Source organism: Salmonella sp. SAL04196 (assembly GCF_046550835.1).
Taxonomy (GTDB): domain Bacteria; phylum Pseudomonadota; class Gammaproteobacteria; order Enterobacterales; family Enterobacteriaceae; genus Salmonella; species Salmonella enterica.
This window is the reverse complement of record NZ_JBGDXE010000004.1, coordinates 295,753-313,954: the sequence shown is the minus strand read 5'-3', so window position 1 is coordinate 313,954 and position 18,202 is coordinate 295,753. Positions and strand designations below refer to the sequence as shown.

The following is an 18,202-nucleotide window of genomic DNA, read 5'->3' as shown; positions in this document are numbered from 1 at the left end:
CCGCTTTGTGATTAACGACGACCTTCAGCAATAGCGGTAACGGCTTGTAATTCAGCGGCTTCCTGCTCTTGCTGTTCCTGGCGCTCGCGGACGTCAAGGATCTGGTTGTTAATCAGACCTTCTTCGATTTCGCGCAGCGCGATAACGGTAGTTTTATCGTTTTCTTCCGGTACCAGCGGATCCTTTCCGCCTACCTGCATCTGACGAGCGCGACGCGCGGCGACCAGTACCAGGTCAAAACGGTTACCAATTTTCTCTACAGCGTCCTGAACAGTTACGCGTGCCATACTTAAAATGCTCCACAGGTGAAGAAATGACTGGGCATGATACTGAAAGTGGGTTCAGTCTGCCAACAATTTGCTGATTAAAGCGTCATGACGCTGCTTTTGGCGGCTCATACGCAGACGTTCAGCGCGAATGATGGTTTTCAAGTCGCTTAACGCGGTATCAAAGTCGTCATTCACAATAAGATAATCATATTCGGCGTAATGGCTCATTTCTGCAACCGCTTGCGCCATTCGTTTGGCAATGACTTCTTCGCTATCTTGCCCGCGACCGCGTAAACGGCGATCCAATTCGATCTTTGACGGCGGCAAAATAAAAATGCTGCGTGCTTGCGGCATCTTTTCGCGAATTTGCTGGGCGCCCTGCCAGTCGATATCGAGAAAAACATCAACGCCGGTTGCCAGCACTTGCTCAATGGTTTCGCGCGAAGTGCCGTAGTAATTGCCAAACACTTCCGCGTGCTCCAGAAACGCCTCCCTGCCAATCATGGTTTTAAACTCATCATGATTTACAAAGAAATAGTGCTCACCGTGCACTTCACCCGGACGCGGCGCGCGCGTGGTATGTGAAACGGAAACCTGAGTGTCATACAACGGTTGGGTTTTTAATAAAGCCTGAATCAGGCTGGATTTACCCGCGCCACTGGGGGCAGAAACAATATAAAGCGTACCTTGAGCCATGAGTATCTTACGTCTGTGATTATCGAAATAGAGCCTTGATACGGGCTTATTATACACATCGCCGTTATGCGACGTAGTCTTTGTCACACTTTTTGCGCCAGATTATTGCATTCTGCGTCCCTTTTTCCGCTTTTATCGCGTCGTTGCAGCAACCCACCAAAAAATCTGGAAAGCGGCTCGGATGATGCATTTTTACCTGTCGGTTTTTATTCACTAAAGCGCTATACCTGCCGGGCAATGTGCGCAGGAGGTCGTGATGAGATTATGGAAAAGTATGGCGTGGGGAATTTTATTGTGGCATTCGCAGAGTGGGGCGCTTTGCCCGGCCTGGCCGCCAGCAAGGGCCGCTGAAGAAATTGCCCGTTTACAGCAACAGCTCGCTGACTGGAATGACATTTACTGGAAACAAGGCGTTAGCGCGGTTGACGATAGTGTGTACGACCAACTCAGCGCAAGGCTGGTTCAGTGGCAACGCTGTGTTGGTCAGGATGTTTCATCTACTCCGGTTTCACCGCCGTTAAACGGTACAACAATGCATCCTGTTGCGCATACGGGCGTACGTAAACTCGCGGACCGGCAGGCGGTAGAACAGTGGATGCGCGGGCGCAGCGAGCTTTGGGTACAACCAAAAGTGGATGGCGTAGCGGTAACGCTGGTTTATCAAAACGGTAAACTGGCCAGGGCTATCAGCCGAGGTAACGGACTACAAGGCGAGGACTGGACGCCAAAAATTCGCCTGATCCCCTCTATACCGCAGACAACACAAGGCGCGCTTGCTAACGCGGTGTTGCAGGGCGAAATCTTTCTACAGCGCGAGGGGCATATCCAGCAACGGATGGGCGGGATGAATGCGCGCTCGAAAGTCGCAGGAATGTTAATGCGCCAGGATAACGCCTCCGCGCTAAATTCGTTGGGTATTTTTATTTGGGCGTGGCCGGACGGTCCGGCAAATATGCCCGAAAGATTAAGCCAACTTGCTAAGGCTGGATTCAGTCTGACGAAGAAATATACCCTGGCGGTAAAAGATGCCAGCGAGGTCGAGCGGGCGCGCCAGTCATGGCTGACGTCAGCGTTGCCCTTTGTGACGGATGGCGTAGTGATACGCATGGCTAAAGAGCCCGCGGCACAATACTGGCGACCCGGGCAGGGCGACTGGCTGGCAGCATGGAAATATCCGCCAGTAGCGCAGGTCGCGCAAGTGAGCGCTATTCAGTTCTCGGTGGGGAAAAGCGGCAAAATTACCGTAGTAGCGTCGCTTGTCCCCGTTATATTGGATGATAAGCGGGTTCAGCGGGTCAATATCGGCTCTGTGAAACGTTGGGAAGCGTGGGATATCGCGCCGGGCGATCAGATCCTGGTGAGTCTGGCCGGGCAAGGCATTCCCCGGCTTGATGAGGTCGTCTGGCGGAGTCGTGAGCGGAGTAAGCCTGTACCGCCTGATAGCCATTTCAACTCGCTGACCTGCTTTTACGCGTCGGCAACGTGTCAGGAACAGTTTATCTCCAGGCTGGTATGGCTGGGATCACGATCGGCGTTGGGTCTGGACGGAATGGGCGAAGCCAGCTGGCGGGCCTTGCATCAGACGCATCGCTTTGAGCATATCTTCTCCTGGCTTGCCCTGACGTCAGCGCAAATAGCCAACACGCCAGGCTTTGCTAAAGGAAAAAGCGAGCAGATATGGCGGCAATTTAACCTGGCGCGCCGGCAGTCGTTTACCCGCTGGATCATGGCGATGGATATCCCCTTAACGCAGGCTGCATTACAGGCCAGCGGCGATCGTTCATGGGAGCAGTTATTAATGCGAACAGAGCAACACTGGCGGCAGTTACCAGCGACGGGCGAGCGTCGTGCCGGGAGAGTCATCGACTGGCGGAATAATCCGCAGATCAAAGCGCTGAGCAGATGGCTGGCTGCTCAGCATATTCCCGGATTTGGGTCTTAGTGCCCTTCATGGCGGTAATAAAATACCGGCAGGCCAAGTTTAAGACGTAGCGCTAATAACCTTGCTGTAAAGCCAAACAGTAACGTAGAGATAACGACGACATCCGGATTCATGACGTAATGTTGCAGCGCAATATAGAGCACCGCCGAGGCGAACGAAATGCCGGCATATAGCTCTTTTTGAAACACCAGTGGAATGCGTTTGCAGAACATATCGCGGAGCACGCCGCCAAAGACGCCGGTAGTGACGGCGGCTACCACGGCGATAATTGGCCCTTCGCCCATATCAAGGGCTATCTGAGCGCCAATAATAGAGAAAACCACCAACCCCAGCGCGTCAAGTACCAGGAAAAGCTTGCGTAAATAGGGCATGACGGGGGCAACAATGGTGGTCAATACAGCGGCAGTCGCCACAATAATGACATATTCGGGATGCTTCACCCAACCCAGCGGATAGTGACCGAGCAGAATGTCGCGAACCGATCCTCCACCAATGGCGGTGGCGGTAGCAATAATAATTACGCCGAATGTATCCATGCGACGACGACCCGCAGCGAGTGCGCCCGTCATGGCCTCGGCAGTGATGCCAATTAAATAAAGAACGTGCAACAGCATGATTTCCCCCTAATTTACTGGGGGCGAAGATTAACGATTTGTGCGCTGTATCACGATTGAGATTTTCTAAGGCATTACACGATTAATAAATTTTAGTAATGATTTTAAATTTATGATTAATAATTATTTATTATAAATATCAATAAATTGAACATCATTTTTGTGGTTTATTGTATGCGAGGTTTTTCTATTTTGACTTAGATAATTTAAAAGAACGGCGCCCTGGACGCGCCGCCGGTGAATCATTTCATTATGGCTGCTGTGCGGTAAGTTGTGTGATGAAGCGCTGGCGCGAGCGTTCCACATACTGTTGCAAGCCATTGGAATCAAAGAAAGCCTGTGTATCGCCGTTGCGAAGTTGCTGTCGTTTCTCCAGTAGCCCGAAGCGGTCACCTTTGTTGGCAATAAAGATATCAACATGCTGGGCGGCCAGTGTCTTAAAGCTGCTCTGAATATCAGTAACCAAGTCAGGGTAATTTTTGTTGTTAATCAGCAGATAGTCAGGTGTGGCGAGACTATCTGCGTAAATTAGCGTCTTGCCGTTGCGGAGCGTTACGCGCCAGGAAGTTGAGCCGGGCAGATGTCCGGGCGTGAATAGTGCTGTCACGGTTATCCCTCCGAGGCTGATGCTTTCCTGGTTGTGGATAATTTTATCAGTGGTGACGGGCGGGAAGGGGAGCGCATCGCCAAGCGCAAAATCCTCTCGTCCACCCCTCGCCATCTGATCGGCGTTGGGTTGGCTGGCGACCAATTGTGCGCCGCTCCACGCTTTCAAACGTGCCATGCCCCCCGCTTGATCCAGCCGCGCATGGCTGTTCAATAGATAGCGTATGTCTGTGAGGCGGAATCCTGCCGCTTCAATATTCGCTTTAATTTGCGGTGCGCTTTCATCCAACCCCGCATCAATAAGAATATGCCCTGCCGGAGTGGTCAGCAGAATAGAAGAGAGATTTTCCGTGCCGACATACCACACGCCTTCTGTGATTTGAAACGGCTTTATAGGCTTAGCCCACGCTTTAAACAGTGATAACGGAGGCGCGGGTGATAACGGTTGTGAAGGATCTAATGCCGCCATGGCAGGAAGTGCTGATGTTGAAAATATACATACAAAGAATAATGCATAGCGATTCATAATGTTCTCCTGATTGAAGCGCCCGCAGTATACCTGGCAGTAATTTAGCCAGGTTCAATAAGAGAGACGTTTAATGAACTTGCTGCAAATGGATATGAACCTGTTAAAAGTACTGTATGTGCTGCTGGAGACGAGCTCTACGGGGAAAACGGCGCAAAAGCTGGCTTTGTCGCCTTCTGCGGTAAGTCATGCGTTAATGAGATTGCGCGATGTGCTAAACGACCCGTTGTTTCGACGGGAAGGGAACCGCCAGATTCCTACGCCTTATGCGCAGGCGCTGCGTGACAAATTGGCGCCTGTGTTTGTTTCGCTTAATGAGGAGCTGTTTGGCGATAAAGAGAACGGCTCCCGTTGTTTCCGGGTGGTACTTCCTCCCGCATTGAACGCGCTGCTTACGCCCGTTCTCGCAGAGAAAGGTCATCTTCATCAGGCGGTGATCGAGTGCCTTCCTTTTGCCCGCCGACCCTGGCGTGATGAACTGTTGGATAGCTCGGTTGATTTGGTGCTGGCAATTGGCGACCATCAAAAGCAGGTCAGCGCTCTGCATTACGAGCGGGTGGGGACTACGCGTTTGATTGCGGTTTATGGCGCGCCATTGCGTTCACGTCTGGAGAATGCCGCAGAGTTGAATTTTGCTGATCTACAGCATTATCAGCACATTTACTGTTTGCCGTGGACAAAAGAGAACAACGAACTGGACAGGCAGCAGGCTCGTGCCGGGTTTGAACGTCCGCTGGCGTTTGTTTGTCATGATTACAGTCAACTTGCGCCTGCTGTCCAGTCGGCGCCGCTAATGGCGATTGTACCGCGCCCCTGGTATGAAAATTTATCCGATAAGCGCGGTCTTTTTGTCCTGCCGCTTGCCGGGGAGCAGGCGGAAGGCGCTATTTTTATGCAGTATCGGGCTTCAACGGTAGAGTGGAAGCGACGCCTTATCGACGCTATTCGCCGGAAATTAAAAACGTACTACCGATAAACGCGAGAGCCCGCATAAGGCGGGCTCTGTGACATATTGAGCGCCAGAATTATTCAATATTCTGGATTTGCTCGCGCATTTGCTCGATCAACACTTTTAATTCAATAGCGGAGTTAGTTACATCAGCGTTGATGGATTTGGAGGCCAGGGTGTTCGACTCACGGTTAAATTCTTGCATCATGAAGTCCAGACGGCGACCTACCGCCTCTTTTTTCTTCAGAATGTTGTAAGTCTCTTTGACGTGCGCTTCCAGACGATCCAGCTCTTCCGCCACATCAATGCGCTGCGCCATCATCACTAGCTCTTGCTCCAGACGGTTGTTTTCCAACTGAACCTGAGCATCTTCCAGCTTCGCGACCAGGCGTTCACGCTGCCATTGCAGGATTTCCGGCATATGCGCGCGGACTTTCGCTACTTCGGCGCTGACGCCTTCCAGACGTTGTTCAATCAGCGCTTTCAGCGCCTGGCCTTCCGTTTCGCGCGCGATGATAAAGTCATCCAGCGTACCGTCCAGCGCGGCTAAAATTTCTGCGGCAATCGCGTCCAGATCCTGCTCTTGCGCCGCCATGACACCTGGCCAGCGCAAAATATCAACCGGATTGATTTCCCCTTCGTCGCTCTGCATTTTGACCCAGTTTGCGGCGCTAACTAATTGTTTCGCTAGCTTTTCATTCAGAATAAGCTCGCCTTGCGCGCTGGCATCGGGTTCAAAACGCAGCATACATTCGACTTTGCCACGCGTCAGGCGTGTACGAATGCGTTCGCGCACGACGGGTTCAAGACTACGGAACTGTTCCGGCAGACGAAAGTAAGTTTCCAGATAACGCTGGTTTACCGAGCGCATTTCCCAGGTCGCGCTACCCCATTCACCCTTGATTTCACGCCGGGCGTAGGCGGTCATACTGCGGATCATAGATGTTCCCGTTTTTAAAGGAGAGATGAGGGGATTATAGCTATCCAGGCCTTGTCAGGATAGGAATAACCATCGGAAGTCCGTATAATGCGCAGCCACATTCGTTTTAAGCCGGAGATCTCAATATGCGTCCAGCAGGCCGTAGCGCTAATCAGGTGCGTCCCGTAACCCTGACCCGTAACTATACAAAACACGCTGAAGGCTCGGTACTGGTCGAATTTGGAGATACCAAAGTGTTGTGCACCGCCTCCATTGAAGAAGGCGTCCCACGTTTTCTGAAAGGACAAGGACAGGGGTGGATCACCGCAGAGTATGGCATGTTGCCTCGCGCTACCCATACCCGTAACGCGCGTGAAGCAGCAAAGGGTAAGCAGGGCGGTCGTACTATGGAAATTCAGCGTTTGATCGCGCGTGCGCTGCGTGCGGCGGTCGATCTGAAAACGCTCGGCGAATTTACCATTACGCTGGACTGCGATGTAATCCAGGCCGATGGCGGTACGCGTACAGCGTCTATTACCGGTGCCTGCGTGGCGTTGGCGGATGCGCTGAATAAATTGGTTGCCAACGGTAAGCTGAAAACCAACCCGATGAAAGGCATGGTGGCGGCGGTTTCCGTAGGCATCGTTAACGGCGAAGCGATCTGCGATCTGGAATATGTTGAAGATTCCGCCGCAGAAACCGACATGAACGTCGTGATGACTGAAGACGGCCGCATTATTGAAGTACAGGGTACCGCGGAAGGCGAGCCGTTCAGCCATGAAGAACTTCTCATTTTGTTGGCGCTGGCCCGAGGGGGAATTGAATCCATTGTGGCGACGCAGAAGGCGGCGTTAGAAAATTGATTTTAAGGCGACTGAAAAGTCGCCTTTTTTTTGTCCGTAAATTTCGTAAATGATGAAAGTAAGAAAAGGAGCGAATCCATGAAACCGTATCAGCGCCAGTTTATTGAGTTTGCGCTTAACAAGCAGGTACTAAAGTTTGGCGAGTTTACGCTGAAATCCGGGCGCAAAAGCCCCTATTTCTTCAACGCCGGGCTGTTTAATACCGGGCGCGACCTGGCGTTGTTAGGCCGTTTTTATGCCGAAGCGCTGGTGGATTCCGGTATTGAATTTGATCTGCTGTTTGGCCCCGCATACAAAGGTATTCCGATCGCGACGACGACGGCGGTTGCGCTGGCGGAACATCACGATAAAGACCTGCCGTACTGCTTTAACCGCAAAGAGGCAAAAGATCATGGCGAAGGCGGGAGTCTGGTGGGCAGCGCGCTACAGGGCCGCGTGATGCTGGTGGATGACGTGATTACCGCAGGTACGGCGATTCGCGAGTCGATGGAGATTATTCAGGCGCACGGGGCTACGCTGGCTGGCGTACTGATTTCGCTGGATCGTCAGGAACGTGGCCGCGGCGAGATTTCCGCGATTCAGGAAGTGGAGCGCGACTATGGTTGTAAGGTTATCTCCATCATTACGCTGAAAGACCTGATTGCCTATCTGGAAGAAAAACCTGATATGGCTGAGCATCTGGCGGCTGTGCGAGCATACCGGGAAGAATTTGGCGTGTAAGCGAATTGCCCGGTGGCGCTTTACCGGGCCTATGTTTCTGTCGCCTGGATAAGGCGTGAGCCACTATCCAGTCAGCGTTACTGTAGCTGAGCGGCAATGAGCGGCCAGCGGGCGTCGAAATCGTCCGTTGGGCGGTATTTAAATTCGCTACGCACGAACCGTGAAAGCATACCTTCACAGAAGGCTAACAGCTGGCTTGCCAGCAGATTTTCATCCGTCGTGTAGCCTTCGCCTTCACGCATTCTTTTTTCTCGTAGCACCTGGCGGAGCTGCGCTTCGATGCGTTCAAAAAGCTGATTAATGCGCCCCTGCAGGCGATCCTGTTCAAACATCAGCGCGTGCCCGGTAAGAATGCGCGTCAGGCCAGGGTTGCGTTCGCCAAAACCCAGAATCAGCAACACAATCAGGCGCAAACGCGTGCTGGTGTTTTTTTCATCTTTTAAAATCAGATTGATACGGGTAATCAGACTATCTTCGATAAACTCAATCAGGCTATCGAACATGCGGGTCTTGCTGGGAAAATGGCGGTATAGCGCCGCTTCGGAAACGCCGACCGAGGCCGCCAGTTTTGCCGTCGTGATGCGTTGGCTTCCATCGCTGGATTCAAGCATCAGCGCCAGTGACTGAAGTATTTCTTCGCGACGATTCCTTTTCGCAGTTTGTTTTTCTGCCATGTTACAAAATACCCCTGAAAATAAGCACTTGCCAGGCGAGCACCCACGCTATAACCGCAAACTCAGCGCTTGCGGCAGTATTATGACGTTATGGGGATGCGTAAAATTTACTTACGGCCAGAATGACCGAAGCCGCCCTCGCCACGTTCGGTGGCGTCAAATGCTTCCACCAGATTAAATTCGGCCTGAACGACCGGAACAAACACCATTTGCGCGATACGTTCGCCCGGTTCAATGGTAAAACTGTCTTGACCACGGTTCCAGATCGAAACCATCAGTTGCCCCTGATAATCGGAATCAATCAGCCCGACCAGGTTGCCCAGCACGATACCATGTTTATGGCCCAGGCCCGAACGCGGCAACATGACTGCCGCCAGTGATGGATCGGCGATATGAATGGCCAATCCGGTAGGCACCAACGTCGTTGCGCCAGGCGCCAGTTCTACGGCGTCGTCGAGACAGGCGCGCAGGTCAAGCCCGGCAGAACCAGAAGTAGCATAAGTCGGCAGCGGAAACTGCTGACCAACACGCGGGTCCAGAATCTTAACGTCGATTTTTTTCATCATAACGGGTCACGATCTCGTCGAGTAATAATTGGCCCAGGAGTTCTTTTCGCTCAAGCGGTAAGACTTTATCTCCATCCTGCCAGAAAAGGTGTAAAGCGTTTTTATCGCTATTAAATCCCTGATTTGAAAGAGAAACATCATTTGCACAAATCAGGTCAAGGTTCTTACGGATACGTTTTTGCCGGGCGTATTCTTCCACATTATTCGTTTCCGCGGCAAACCCAACAACATAGGGTCGATTGTCACTGAGCGCGGCCACCCCGGCGACAATGTCCGGGTTTTTGACCATTTTTATTAGTAATTCATCACCTTGCGCCGCCTGTTTTTTGATTTTTTCACTGGCGATAGTCTCTGCGCGATAGTCAGCCACGGCGGCGCAGCTAATGAAAATATGCTGCTGTTGAACGGCGGCCTGAACAGCGGCTTCCATGTCCAGCGCGGTTATGACATCAACCCGTTTTACAAAAGGCGGTGTTGGTAACGAAACGGGACCGGAGACCAGCGTGACATTTGCGCCGCGACGCGCGGCGGCCGCCGCAATAGCGAAGCCCATTTTACCTGAGCTGTGGTTGGAAATATAACGCACCGGGTCGAGCGGTTCGCGCGTCGGGCCTGCCGTAATCATGATATTAAGATGTCGCAGATCGTTGACGGCAGCGAAATGCGCGGCGGCCTTATCAACGATAACTAATGGGTCCAGCATTCGGCCTGGGCCTACATCGCCGCACGCCTGACTGCCGCTATCCGGCCCCCAAATGAACAGGCCGCGAGAGGCGAGCACCTCCAGATTATGTTGCGTGGCGGCAGCGCGGTACATCTGTTGGTTCATGGCCGGAAGAACGGCCACCGGGGCTGGCGTCGCCAGGCAGATGGTGGAGACTAAATCATTAGCCATACCCGATGCTACACGGGCGATCAGGTCGGCGGTCGCGGGGGCAAGAATCACCAGGTCGGCCCATTTCCCCAACTCGATATGCCCCATCGCGGCTTCAGCGGCAGGGTCAAGCAGACTGTCGGATACGGGATAGCCCGACACTGCCTGTAAGCTCAGGGGGGTAATAAAGGCTTTTGCCGCCTCGGTCATTGCTACGCGCACGTCAGCGCCGCGCTCACGTAAACGGCGCACCAGCTCCGGCGTTTTATACGCAGCGATACCGCCGCTAATGCCGAGAACAATTTTTTTACCGGCCAGGCTCATCATGTCTTTCCTGTTGGGTGACTTTGAAAGGCGGCTATTTTATCACAATCTCTACGGCGTCGTGTCGTTGCCTGCGCTCCACTTTGCGAGGCGCTACGCAAGAACAAAATCAGGGCGTCGATCTCTCCCAAAGGCTGTGCCACTATGCCGCTTCCTTAAAAAAGGAGGTGCGCGTATGGATACGTTGGACGAATTATTACCGCGTGAAAAAATGCTCAGATCCGGCATTGCTTCCCTCAGCGACGTGGAGCTGCTGGCGCTTTTTTTACGTACCGGCACGCCGGGAAAAGATGTTATGACGTTGGCAAAAGAGATATTGCAGCACTTTGGGTCGCTGTATGGCCTGTTGTCGGCGGACTTTGCGCAGTTTCGCGGCGTAAACGGCATCGGCCTGGCGAAATTCGCGCAGTTGAAAGGCATTGCTGAGCTGGCAAGGCGCTATTACAGCGTGCGCATGAATGAGGAAAGTGCGTTGCTGAGTCCGGAAATGACGCGGGAATTTCTGCAAAGCCAACTGACGGGTGAAGAGCGTGAGATCTTTCTGGTGATCTTCCTTGATGCCCAGCACCGGGTGCTTCAGCACAGCCGCCTGTTTTCCGGCACGCTTAACCACGTAGAGGTGCATCCGCGTGAGATTGTTCGGGAAGCGATTAAACTCAATGCTTCAGCGGTCATTCTGGCGCATAACCACCCTTCAGGCTGCGCAGAGCCAAGTAAAGCAGATAAACTTATCACTGAGCGCGTGATAAAGTGTTGCCAGTTTATGGATATCCGGGTGCTCGATCACCTGATAATTGGGCGCGGAGAGTACGTTTCTTTTGCCGAACGCGGCTGGATTTAAGATTCTTTGCGCGATCCATCGGGATCTTTGTCTGTTCGGGACTTGAGCATATCGCCGGGTCAGCGTATACTACGCCACCTTTGAGAATCTCGGGTTTGGCATTTGGGCCTGGCAATCGAGAGTTCAATAGAACTGCGCGATGACCAGGCTGTAAAGCCTGACGAGGCGCCGATACCCCATACGAAGCTCGAGCTAATTTGATTTTTGGAGAATAGACATGTCCCGAGTCTGCCAAGTTACTGGCAAGCGTCCGGTGACCGGTAACAACCGTTCCCACGCACTGAACGCGACTAAACGCCGTTTCCTGCCTAACCTGCACTCTCACCGTTTCTGGGTTGAGAGCGAGAAGCGTTTTGTCACCCTGCGTGTATCTGCTAAAGGTATGCGTATCATCGATAAAAAAGGCATCGAAACAGTTCTGTCTGAACTGCGTGCCCGTGGCGAAAAGTACTAAGTACTAAGAGGAAATAAGTCATGGCTAAAGGTATTCGTGAGAAAATCAAGCTGGTTTCTTCTGCTGGTACTGGTCACTTCTATACCACGACGAAGAACAAACGTACTAAACCGGAAAAACTGGAACTGAAAAAATTCGATCCAGTTGTCCGTCAGCACGTGATCTACAAAGAAGCGAAAATCAAATAATTCTCGCTTTGATGTAACAAAAACCTCGCTTCGGCGGGGTTTTTTGTTTTCTGGCCGTCCCCATATTAATGAGACCTGCCACACAGCCGGAGACGTTATGCCTGAATTACCCGAAGTTGAAACCAGCCGCCGGGGTATTGAACCCCATTTAGTTGGTGCTACTATCCTGCACGCCCATATCCGTAACGGCCGTCTGCGCTGGCCGGTTTCAGATGAAATTTATCGTCTGAGCGATACACCCGTCCTTAGCGTTCAGCGTCGTGCTAAATATCTACTGCTGGAGCTGCCTGACGGCTGGATAATTATTCACCTGGGGATGTCGGGAAGCTTGCGGATACTGCCGGAAGCGCTGCCGGCGGAAAAGCACGACCATGTCGATTTGGTGATGAGCAACGGCAAAATTCTACGTTATACCGATCCTCGCCGCTTTGGCGCCTGGTTATGGACCAAAGAGCTGGAAGGGCATAACGTACTGGCGCATCTGGGACCGGAGCCGCTAAGCGATGAGTTTAATGGCGAATATTTGCAGCAGAAATGCGCGAAGAAGAAGACGGCGATTAAACCCTGGCTGATGGATAACAAGCTGGTGGTCGGCGTGGGGAATATCTACGCCAGCGAGTCGCTGTTTGCCGCTGGTATTCACCCTGATCGCCTGGCGTCGTCACTCTCGACAGAGGAGTGCGATCTGCTGGCACGGGTGATTAAAGCCGTTTTGCTGCGCTCTATTGAACAAGGCGGGACAACGCTGAAGGATTTTCTGCAAAGCGATGGGAAACCGGGCTATTTTGCGCAGGAGTTGCAGGTGTACGGGCGCAAAGGCGAGCCGTGTCGGGTATGCGGTACGCCGATAGTCGCAACGAAACACGCACAGCGTGCGACGTTCTATTGCCGTCACTGTCAGAAGTAAAATGCCAGGCCCGGCAAGGAAGGAAACTTATTTCAACTTATCCATTAGCGCCTGATGCACATTGTCCGGCAGAAAGTGGGTCACATCGCCCTGATGGCGCGCCACTTCTTTGACCAGCGACGATGAAATAAACGACCACTCTTTGGACGGCATCAGGAAAACGCTTTCCAGTTGCGGCATCAGATGGCGATTCATATGCGCCAACTGCATTTCATATTCAAAATCCGCCACCGCGCGCAGACCACGAATCAGGATATTCGCCTGTCTGTCGCGGGCGAAATTGGCCATCAGGTCGCTAAAGCCCACCACCTCTACGTTACCCAAGTGTGCGGTCGCTTTTTGCGCCAGCGCCACACGTTCGTCCAGGGTGAACATGGGTTTCTTGCCGGGGCTGGCGGCGATGGCCAGAATGACATGGTCGAACATCTGCGTTGCGCGCGTCACAATATCGAGATGACCGTTAGTAATCGGATCAAACGTGCCTGGATAAATCGCCCGTTTTTGCATGACAGTCCTCAATGCGTTTTCGGTGGCAGATAAGGTTCCAGCAGTTGCAGCAGACGCTGGAGCGCGCCCTGATTTTGATACAGCACTTCAACTGCGTGACGTCCGTAGAAATTACGATAATCAGCGTCGGTCAGTAAAGAGGAAACTTCTTTTGCCAGCGTAGCCGCATCGGTAATCGTGATAAGTCCGCTCGCCTGATCCAGACGGGCGCAAATATCTTTAAAGTTAAAGGTATGCGGACCCATCAGTACCGGAATCGCATGAGCGGCGGCCTCCAGCGGGTTATGACCGCCGCGTTCAACCAGCGAACCACCAACAAAGGCGAGATCGGCAATGCCATAGAGCAACATTAATTCGCCCATAGTATCGCCTACCACGACCTGGGTGCTGGCGGACGGCACTTCGCCCGAAGAGCGAGTGATGTAGCTTAACCCTGCCTGACGCACAAGATTGATAGCATCCGGGAAACGCTCTGGATGGCGGGGCACCAGAATCAGTAATAAATTCGGGAATTGATGTAATAACGCCTGGTGAGCGGCGATAACGATACTCTCTTCGCCATCGTGGGTGCTGGTGGCAATCCAGACCGGACGGTGCGGCGCCCACTGGCGGCGTAGCGTAACGGCTTTAGCCGCCAGCTGCGGCGTAACTGAAATATCAAATTTCAGACTGCCGGTGACCGTGACCTGATTGTTCTTCGCGCCCAATGCCACAAAGCGTTCGCCATCTTCTTCGTTTTGCGCGGCAATCAGGGTGATACGGCGCAGGAGCGTACGGACAAACTTGCCAAGCTTCGCATAACCCGCGGCGGAGCGGGCGGAAAGCCGCGCATTAGCGATAACCAGCGGAATATGACGTTTGTGCAGCGCAGCAATCAGATTTGGCCAGAGCTCAGTCTCCATGATCAATACCAGCTTAGGATCAATCTCATTGAGGAAACGATTGAGCGCATCGGGCAAATCATAAGGCAAGTAAACGTGCTGAACATCGTTGCCAAAGGCGGACTGGACGCGCTCCGAGCCGGTCGGCGTCATGGTCGTTACGGTAATAGGCAGATCGGGATAGCGATGACGTAGAGCGCGGACCAATGGGATGGCCGCCAGAGTTTCGCCCACCGAGACGGAATGCAGCATGATTCCGCCCGGTTTCAACGGACGGCGGTAGAATCCGTAGCGTTCACCCCAACGTTTACGATAGGCCGGCGCTTTACGTCCACGCACCCAAAGCCGTATCCAGATCAGAGGCTGAATAAGGTAGAGAAGAGCGGTGTAAAGCAATTCGAGCATAGTAAATAGCTGACTTATGGATGTGCTGGGGATTCTATGTATTTAGCCTGGGCTTTACCATTACTTTTCCCATTTTTGCGCCAAATTGGCTCAGAAGCGAGGATTCCAGGCGCTGAACCCCATTATTTTTGCATTTTTACGCAATCCATTGAAATTTGCCGCCCTTGTCGCCCCAGACAATGGGAATGACCATTCACAAGAGAGGGATAAATTATTATCTCTTTGAATTTATAATTAAAAAAATGATTGTGTATAAAAATTATTCGTATCGGATTGCTGCGAAAGAAGTGTTACACTAGCGCATCTAAAATGAGTGCGGTATTAGCTATCGGGTTGCTGTGAAGCCTGGGGCGGTAGCGTGCTTTTTTCTGCTTATTTATCCGGACAATTTCAACCAAAGAGTCGCTTGTGGAAAAGCCATTTCGAAGAATTCTGATTATAAAAATGCGTTTTTATGGAGACATGTTACTTACCACCCCTGTCATCAGTACGCTGAAGCAGAATTATCCCGATGCAAAAATCGATGTGCTTCTTTACCAGAACACCATACCGATATTGTCGGAAAATCCGGAGATTAATGCACTCTACGGCATCAGTAACAAAGGCGCAGGAACAAAAGAGAAGATTAAAAACGCGCTATCGCTAATCAAAAAATTGCGTGCTAACTCGTATGATCTGGTCGTCAATCTCACCGATCAGTGGAGCGTGGCGCTCATTGTGCGTTTTTTAAACGCAAAAACAAAAATCTCGCAGGATTTCGGTAATCGTCAGTCTGCTTTATGGAAAAAGAGCTTTACGCATTTAGTACCTTATGCGGGAGAACATGCTGTTGAGCGCACATTATCCGCGCTAAAGCCGTTAGCGTTAAAACAGTATGTCACGGAAACCACCATGAGCTATCGCCCGGAACATTGGGAAAACATGCGACAACAGCTCAAACAACTTGGCGTAACCCGACAATATGTTGTTATTCAACCTACGGCACGGCAGCTATTTAAGTGCTGGGATAATGATAAATTCTCGCAGGTTATTGATGCCGTGCAGCGCCGCGGTTATCAGGTTGTACTGACGTCAGGCCCGGCCGCAGACGAGATGGCCTGCGTGGATGCTATTGCACGCGGCTGTGAGACAAAACCGGTTACTGGTCTGGCGGGTAAAACTCGCTTTCCTGAATTGGGCGCGTTGATTGACCATGCGGATCTCTTTATCGGTGTTGATTCGGCCCCTGGTCATATTGCCGCAGCAGTCAAAACGCCGGTTATTTGCCTTTTCGGCGCGACGGATCATGTGTTCTGGCGTCCCTGGACCGACGACATCATTCAGTTTTGGGCAGGAAATTATCAGCCGATGCCTGAACGGCATGAGCTTGATCGTAATAAAAAATACCTTTCCGTGATTCCGGCTGAAGATGTTATCGCCGCGACGGAAAAAATGCTGCCGCATGAGGCACGCACCATAGATTTGGACAGCCTGCTATGAGAGTTGCCTTTTGCTTATATAAATATTTTCCTTTTGGCGGTCTGCAGCGTGATTTTATGCGCATTGCCCAAACCGTGGCGGCGCGAGGGCATCAGGTTCGTGTTTATACTCAGTCATGGGAAGGGGAATGCCCGGATAACTTTGAATTAATCCGCGTGCCGGTTAAATCCCGGACGAACCACGGTCGTAACGCAGAATATTATGCCTGGGTGCAACACCATTTGCGCGACCACCCTGTCGATCGGGTGGTTGGATTCAATAAGATGCCGGGCCTTGATGTGTATTACGCCGCAGACGTGTGTTACGCCGAAAAAGTCGCACAGGAAAAAGGATTTTTCTATCGCCTGACATCACGCTATCGGCATTATGCTGCTTTTGAACGCGCCACGTTTGAACACGGCAAGCCGACGCAACTATTAATGCTGACGAATAAGCAGATTGCTGACTTCCAAAAACATTATCAGACTGAAGCGGAGCGTTTCCATATTCTTCCTCCGGGGATTTACCCGGACAGAAAATATAGCCAACAGATCCCAAACAGTCGTCAAATTTATCGTCAGAAAAATGGTATCTCAGAACAGCAAAAATTACTGTTGCAAGTAGGGTCTGACTTTACCCGTAAAGGTGTGGATCGCTCTATTGAAGCGCTGGCATCGTTACCCGAATCTTTACGGCAAAATACGGTGCTCTATGTTGTCGGGCAGGATAAGCCGAAGAAGTTTGCAGCGCTGGCTGAAAGAAGCGGCGTTGGCACGAATGTGCATTTTTTCTCCGGACGTAATGATATCGCGGAGTTAATGGCGGCAGCCGACCTTTTACTGCATCCAGCCTATCAGGAAGCTGCTGGTATTGTTTTGCTGGAAGCCATTACTGCTGGTTTGCCGGTGCTGACAACCGCGGTGTGCGGTTATGCACATTATATTGTGGATGCAAACTGTGGCGAAGCGATGACTGAACCATTCCGCCAGGATGCGCTAAATGAGGTTTTACTCAAAGCGCTGACACAGCCTTCCTTACGCAGCGCCTGGGCTGAAAATGCGCGGTATTATGCTGATACCCAGGATTTATACAGCTTACCGGAGAAGGCCGCAGATATTATTACAGGTGATTTAGATGGTTGAGCTGAAAGCGCCGTTAACCACACTATGGCGCGGTAAAGATGCTTTTGAGGAAGTGAAAACGTTACAGGGCGAAGTGTTCAGAGAGCTGGAGACGCGTCGAACATTGCGGTTTGAGCTGGACGGCAAAAGCTACTTCCTGAAGTGGCATAAAGGCACTTCGCTGAAAGAAATTGTGAAGAACCTGATTTCGTTACGTATGCCTGTTCTGGGCGCTGACAGAGAATGGCACGCCATTCATCGTCTACATGAGCTGGGCGTTGATACGATGCACGGCGTTGGTTTTGGTGAAAAAGGCGTAAATCCGCTAACCAGAACATCATTTATTATCACCGAAGATTTAACGCCCACGATTAGCCTTGAAGACTACTGTGCTGACTGGGCTGTTAATCCACCGGACGCGCAGGTGAAGTGGATGATTATTAAGCGTGTTGCGACTATGGTACGTAAAATGCACGCCGGGGGAATTAACCATCGTGACTGTTATATTTGCCACTTTCTTCTGCATTTACCTTTCACAGGTCGTGAAGAGGATTTAAAAATCTCCGTAATCGACCTGCATCGCGCGCAGATACGTCAGCACGTTCCCCTTCGCTGGCGTGACAAGGATTTAATTGGGCTTTATTTTTCTTCAATGAATATTGGCCTGACTCAGCGAGATATATTCCGGTTTATGCGTGAGTATTTCTCTCTCCCCCTGCGAGAGATTTTGCAAAAAGAATCGGGGTTGATTCATCAGGCGGATGTTAAAGCCGCTCGAATTAAAGAAAGAACAATAAGAAAAAATCTTTAATATAAAATTTATATATTTAAATAGCTTAGAGGCTATATGTTTCTATTCATATGCATGACTAATTTGCAATTATTGATTGCACGGTCA

Annotated in this window: 21 protein-coding genes; 11 read left to right on the top strand and 10 right to left on the bottom strand. The window is 51.5% G+C overall.

Annotation, left to right across the window (positions count from 1 at the left end; genetic code table 11):
• Positions 1-11: 11 nt before the first annotated feature.
• Together rpoZ and gmk are read right to left on the bottom strand one after the other, a co-directional pair.
• The gene (gene rpoZ, locus ACLJPE_RS16570; protein WP_000135058.1) at positions 12-287 is read right to left on the bottom strand and encodes a DNA-directed RNA polymerase subunit omega; all 276 of its coding nucleotides are present in this window, start codon (positions 285-287) and stop codon (positions 12-14) included.
• 54 nt (positions 288-341) lie between these two features.
• Positions 342-965, bottom strand: coding sequence for a guanylate kinase (gene gmk, locus ACLJPE_RS16565; protein ID WP_000046966.1), 624 nt, complete (start codon positions 963-965; stop codon positions 342-344).
• Positions 966-1,221: 256 nt separating this feature from the next.
• Here gmk and ligB point away from each other — a divergent pair, with 256 nt between their 5' ends.
• Positions 1,222-2,907: an NAD-dependent DNA ligase LigB gene (ligB, locus tag ACLJPE_RS16560; protein WP_023212621.1), complete on the top strand. Its 1,686-nt coding sequence runs from the start codon at positions 1,222-1,224 to the stop codon at positions 2,905-2,907.
• Here the strand turns inward: ligB and ACLJPE_RS16555 are convergent.
• Positions 2,904-3,521: a trimeric intracellular cation channel family protein gene (locus ACLJPE_RS16555; protein ID WP_000924334.1), complete on the bottom strand. Its 618-nt coding sequence runs from the start codon at positions 3,519-3,521 to the stop codon at positions 2,904-2,906. The genes ligB and ACLJPE_RS16555 overlap by 4 nt on opposite strands.
• A 250-nt stretch (positions 3,522-3,771) precedes the next feature.
• Entirely contained in the window at positions 3,772-4,653 is an 882-nt protein-coding gene (locus ACLJPE_RS16550; protein WP_001631316.1) for an HARLDQ motif MBL-fold protein, read from the bottom strand.
• 73 nt (positions 4,654-4,726) lie between these two features.
• Between ACLJPE_RS16550 and ACLJPE_RS16545 the strand changes: the two genes are divergently transcribed.
• Complete coding sequence (locus ACLJPE_RS16545) at positions 4,727-5,629, top strand: LysR family transcriptional regulator (RefSeq protein WP_023213958.1); 903 nt, start codon at positions 4,727-4,729, stop codon at positions 5,627-5,629.
• 49 nt (positions 5,630-5,678) lie between these two features.
• On the opposite strand, the gene ACLJPE_RS16540 is transcribed toward ACLJPE_RS16545, so the two are convergent.
• Entirely contained in the window at positions 5,679-6,542 is an 864-nt protein-coding gene (locus ACLJPE_RS16540) for a YicC/YloC family endoribonuclease (RefSeq protein ID WP_000621347.1), read from the bottom strand.
• Between the two features lie 125 nt (positions 6,543-6,667).
• Between ACLJPE_RS16540 and rph the strand changes: the two genes are divergently transcribed.
• Both rph and pyrE read left to right on the top strand, forming a co-directional pair.
• On the top strand, positions 6,668-7,384 hold the full coding sequence (gene rph / locus ACLJPE_RS16535; protein WP_023233389.1) for a ribonuclease PH: 717 nt from the start codon (positions 6,668-6,670) through the stop codon (positions 7,382-7,384).
• 78 nt (positions 7,385-7,462) lie between these two features.
• Positions 7,463-8,104: an orotate phosphoribosyltransferase gene (gene pyrE, locus ACLJPE_RS16530; protein ID WP_000806167.1), complete on the top strand. Its 642-nt coding sequence runs from the start codon at positions 7,463-7,465 to the stop codon at positions 8,102-8,104.
• Positions 8,105-8,181: 77 nt separating this feature from the next.
• On the opposite strand, the gene slmA is transcribed toward pyrE, so the two are convergent.
• From slmA to coaBC, 3 genes are all read right to left on the bottom strand, one after another.
• Complete coding sequence (slmA, locus tag ACLJPE_RS16525) at positions 8,182-8,778, bottom strand: nucleoid occlusion factor SlmA (RefSeq protein ID WP_000818607.1); 597 nt, start codon at positions 8,776-8,778, stop codon at positions 8,182-8,184.
• Between the two features lie 107 nt (positions 8,779-8,885).
• The gene (dut, locus tag ACLJPE_RS16520; RefSeq protein ID WP_000976078.1) at positions 8,886-9,344 is read right to left on the bottom strand and encodes a dUTP diphosphatase; all 459 of its coding nucleotides are present in this window, start codon (positions 9,342-9,344) and stop codon (positions 8,886-8,888) included.
• The gene (gene coaBC / locus ACLJPE_RS16515) at positions 9,322-10,542 is read right to left on the bottom strand and encodes a bifunctional phosphopantothenoylcysteine decarboxylase/phosphopantothenate--cysteine ligase CoaBC (RefSeq protein WP_000050107.1); all 1,221 of its coding nucleotides are present in this window, start codon (positions 10,540-10,542) and stop codon (positions 9,322-9,324) included. Before coaBC ends, dut begins: the two co-directional genes overlap by 23 nt.
• A 175-nt stretch (positions 10,543-10,717) precedes the next feature.
• On the opposite strand from coaBC, the gene radC reads away from it, so the two are divergent.
• The 4 genes from radC to mutM all read left to right on the top strand — a co-directional run bounded on the left by radC (position 10,718) and on the right by mutM (position 12,932).
• Positions 10,718-11,383, top strand: coding sequence for a RadC family protein (gene radC / locus ACLJPE_RS16510; protein WP_000380129.1), 666 nt, complete (start codon positions 10,718-10,720; stop codon positions 11,381-11,383).
• A 217-nt stretch (positions 11,384-11,600) separates the two neighbouring features.
• The gene (gene rpmB / locus ACLJPE_RS16505) at positions 11,601-11,837 is read left to right on the top strand and encodes a 50S ribosomal protein L28 (protein ID WP_001519051.1); all 237 of its coding nucleotides are present in this window, start codon (positions 11,601-11,603) and stop codon (positions 11,835-11,837) included.
• 20 nt (positions 11,838-11,857) lie between these two features.
• A complete protein-coding gene (gene rpmG / locus ACLJPE_RS16500; protein WP_001051798.1) occupies positions 11,858-12,025 on the top strand; it encodes a 50S ribosomal protein L33 in 168 nt (55 codons plus the stop codon).
• 97 nt (positions 12,026-12,122) lie between these two features.
• Positions 12,123-12,932 (top strand): bifunctional DNA-formamidopyrimidine glycosylase/DNA-(apurinic or apyrimidinic site) lyase, encoded by an 810-nt coding sequence (gene mutM, locus ACLJPE_RS16495; RefSeq protein WP_001114508.1) that lies wholly within the window; start codon positions 12,123-12,125, stop codon positions 12,930-12,932.
• A 27-nt stretch (positions 12,933-12,959) separates the two neighbouring features.
• Here mutM and coaD read toward each other — a convergent pair whose 3' ends face one another.
• Together coaD and waaA are read right to left on the bottom strand one after the other, a co-directional pair.
• Complete coding sequence (gene coaD, locus ACLJPE_RS16490; protein ID WP_001171884.1) at positions 12,960-13,439, bottom strand: pantetheine-phosphate adenylyltransferase; 480 nt, start codon at positions 13,437-13,439, stop codon at positions 12,960-12,962.
• An 8-nt stretch (positions 13,440-13,447) separates the two neighbouring features.
• Entirely contained in the window at positions 13,448-14,725 is a 1,278-nt protein-coding gene (gene waaA / locus ACLJPE_RS16485) for a lipid IV(A) 3-deoxy-D-manno-octulosonic acid transferase (protein ID WP_000891580.1), read from the bottom strand.
• A gap of 408 nt (positions 14,726-15,133) precedes the next feature.
• On the opposite strand from waaA, the gene rfaQ reads away from it, so the two are divergent.
• From rfaQ to rfaP, 3 genes are read left to right on the top strand one after another with little or no spacing between them, the layout of a single operon-like run.
• A complete protein-coding gene (gene rfaQ, locus ACLJPE_RS16480) occupies positions 15,134-16,204 on the top strand; it encodes a lipopolysaccharide core heptosyltransferase RfaQ (protein ID WP_072035431.1) in 1,071 nt (356 codons plus the stop codon).
• Complete coding sequence (locus tag ACLJPE_RS16475; protein ID WP_001261579.1) at positions 16,201-17,325, top strand: glycosyltransferase family 4 protein; 1,125 nt, start codon at positions 16,201-16,203, stop codon at positions 17,323-17,325. The genes rfaQ and ACLJPE_RS16475 overlap by 4 nt, the downstream gene beginning before the upstream one ends.
• Complete coding sequence (gene rfaP / locus ACLJPE_RS16470; RefSeq protein ID WP_000229825.1) at positions 17,318-18,115, top strand: lipopolysaccharide core heptose(I) kinase RfaP; 798 nt, start codon at positions 17,318-17,320, stop codon at positions 18,113-18,115. The genes ACLJPE_RS16475 and rfaP overlap by 8 nt, the downstream gene beginning before the upstream one ends.
• Positions 18,116-18,202: the final 87 nt, after the last annotated feature.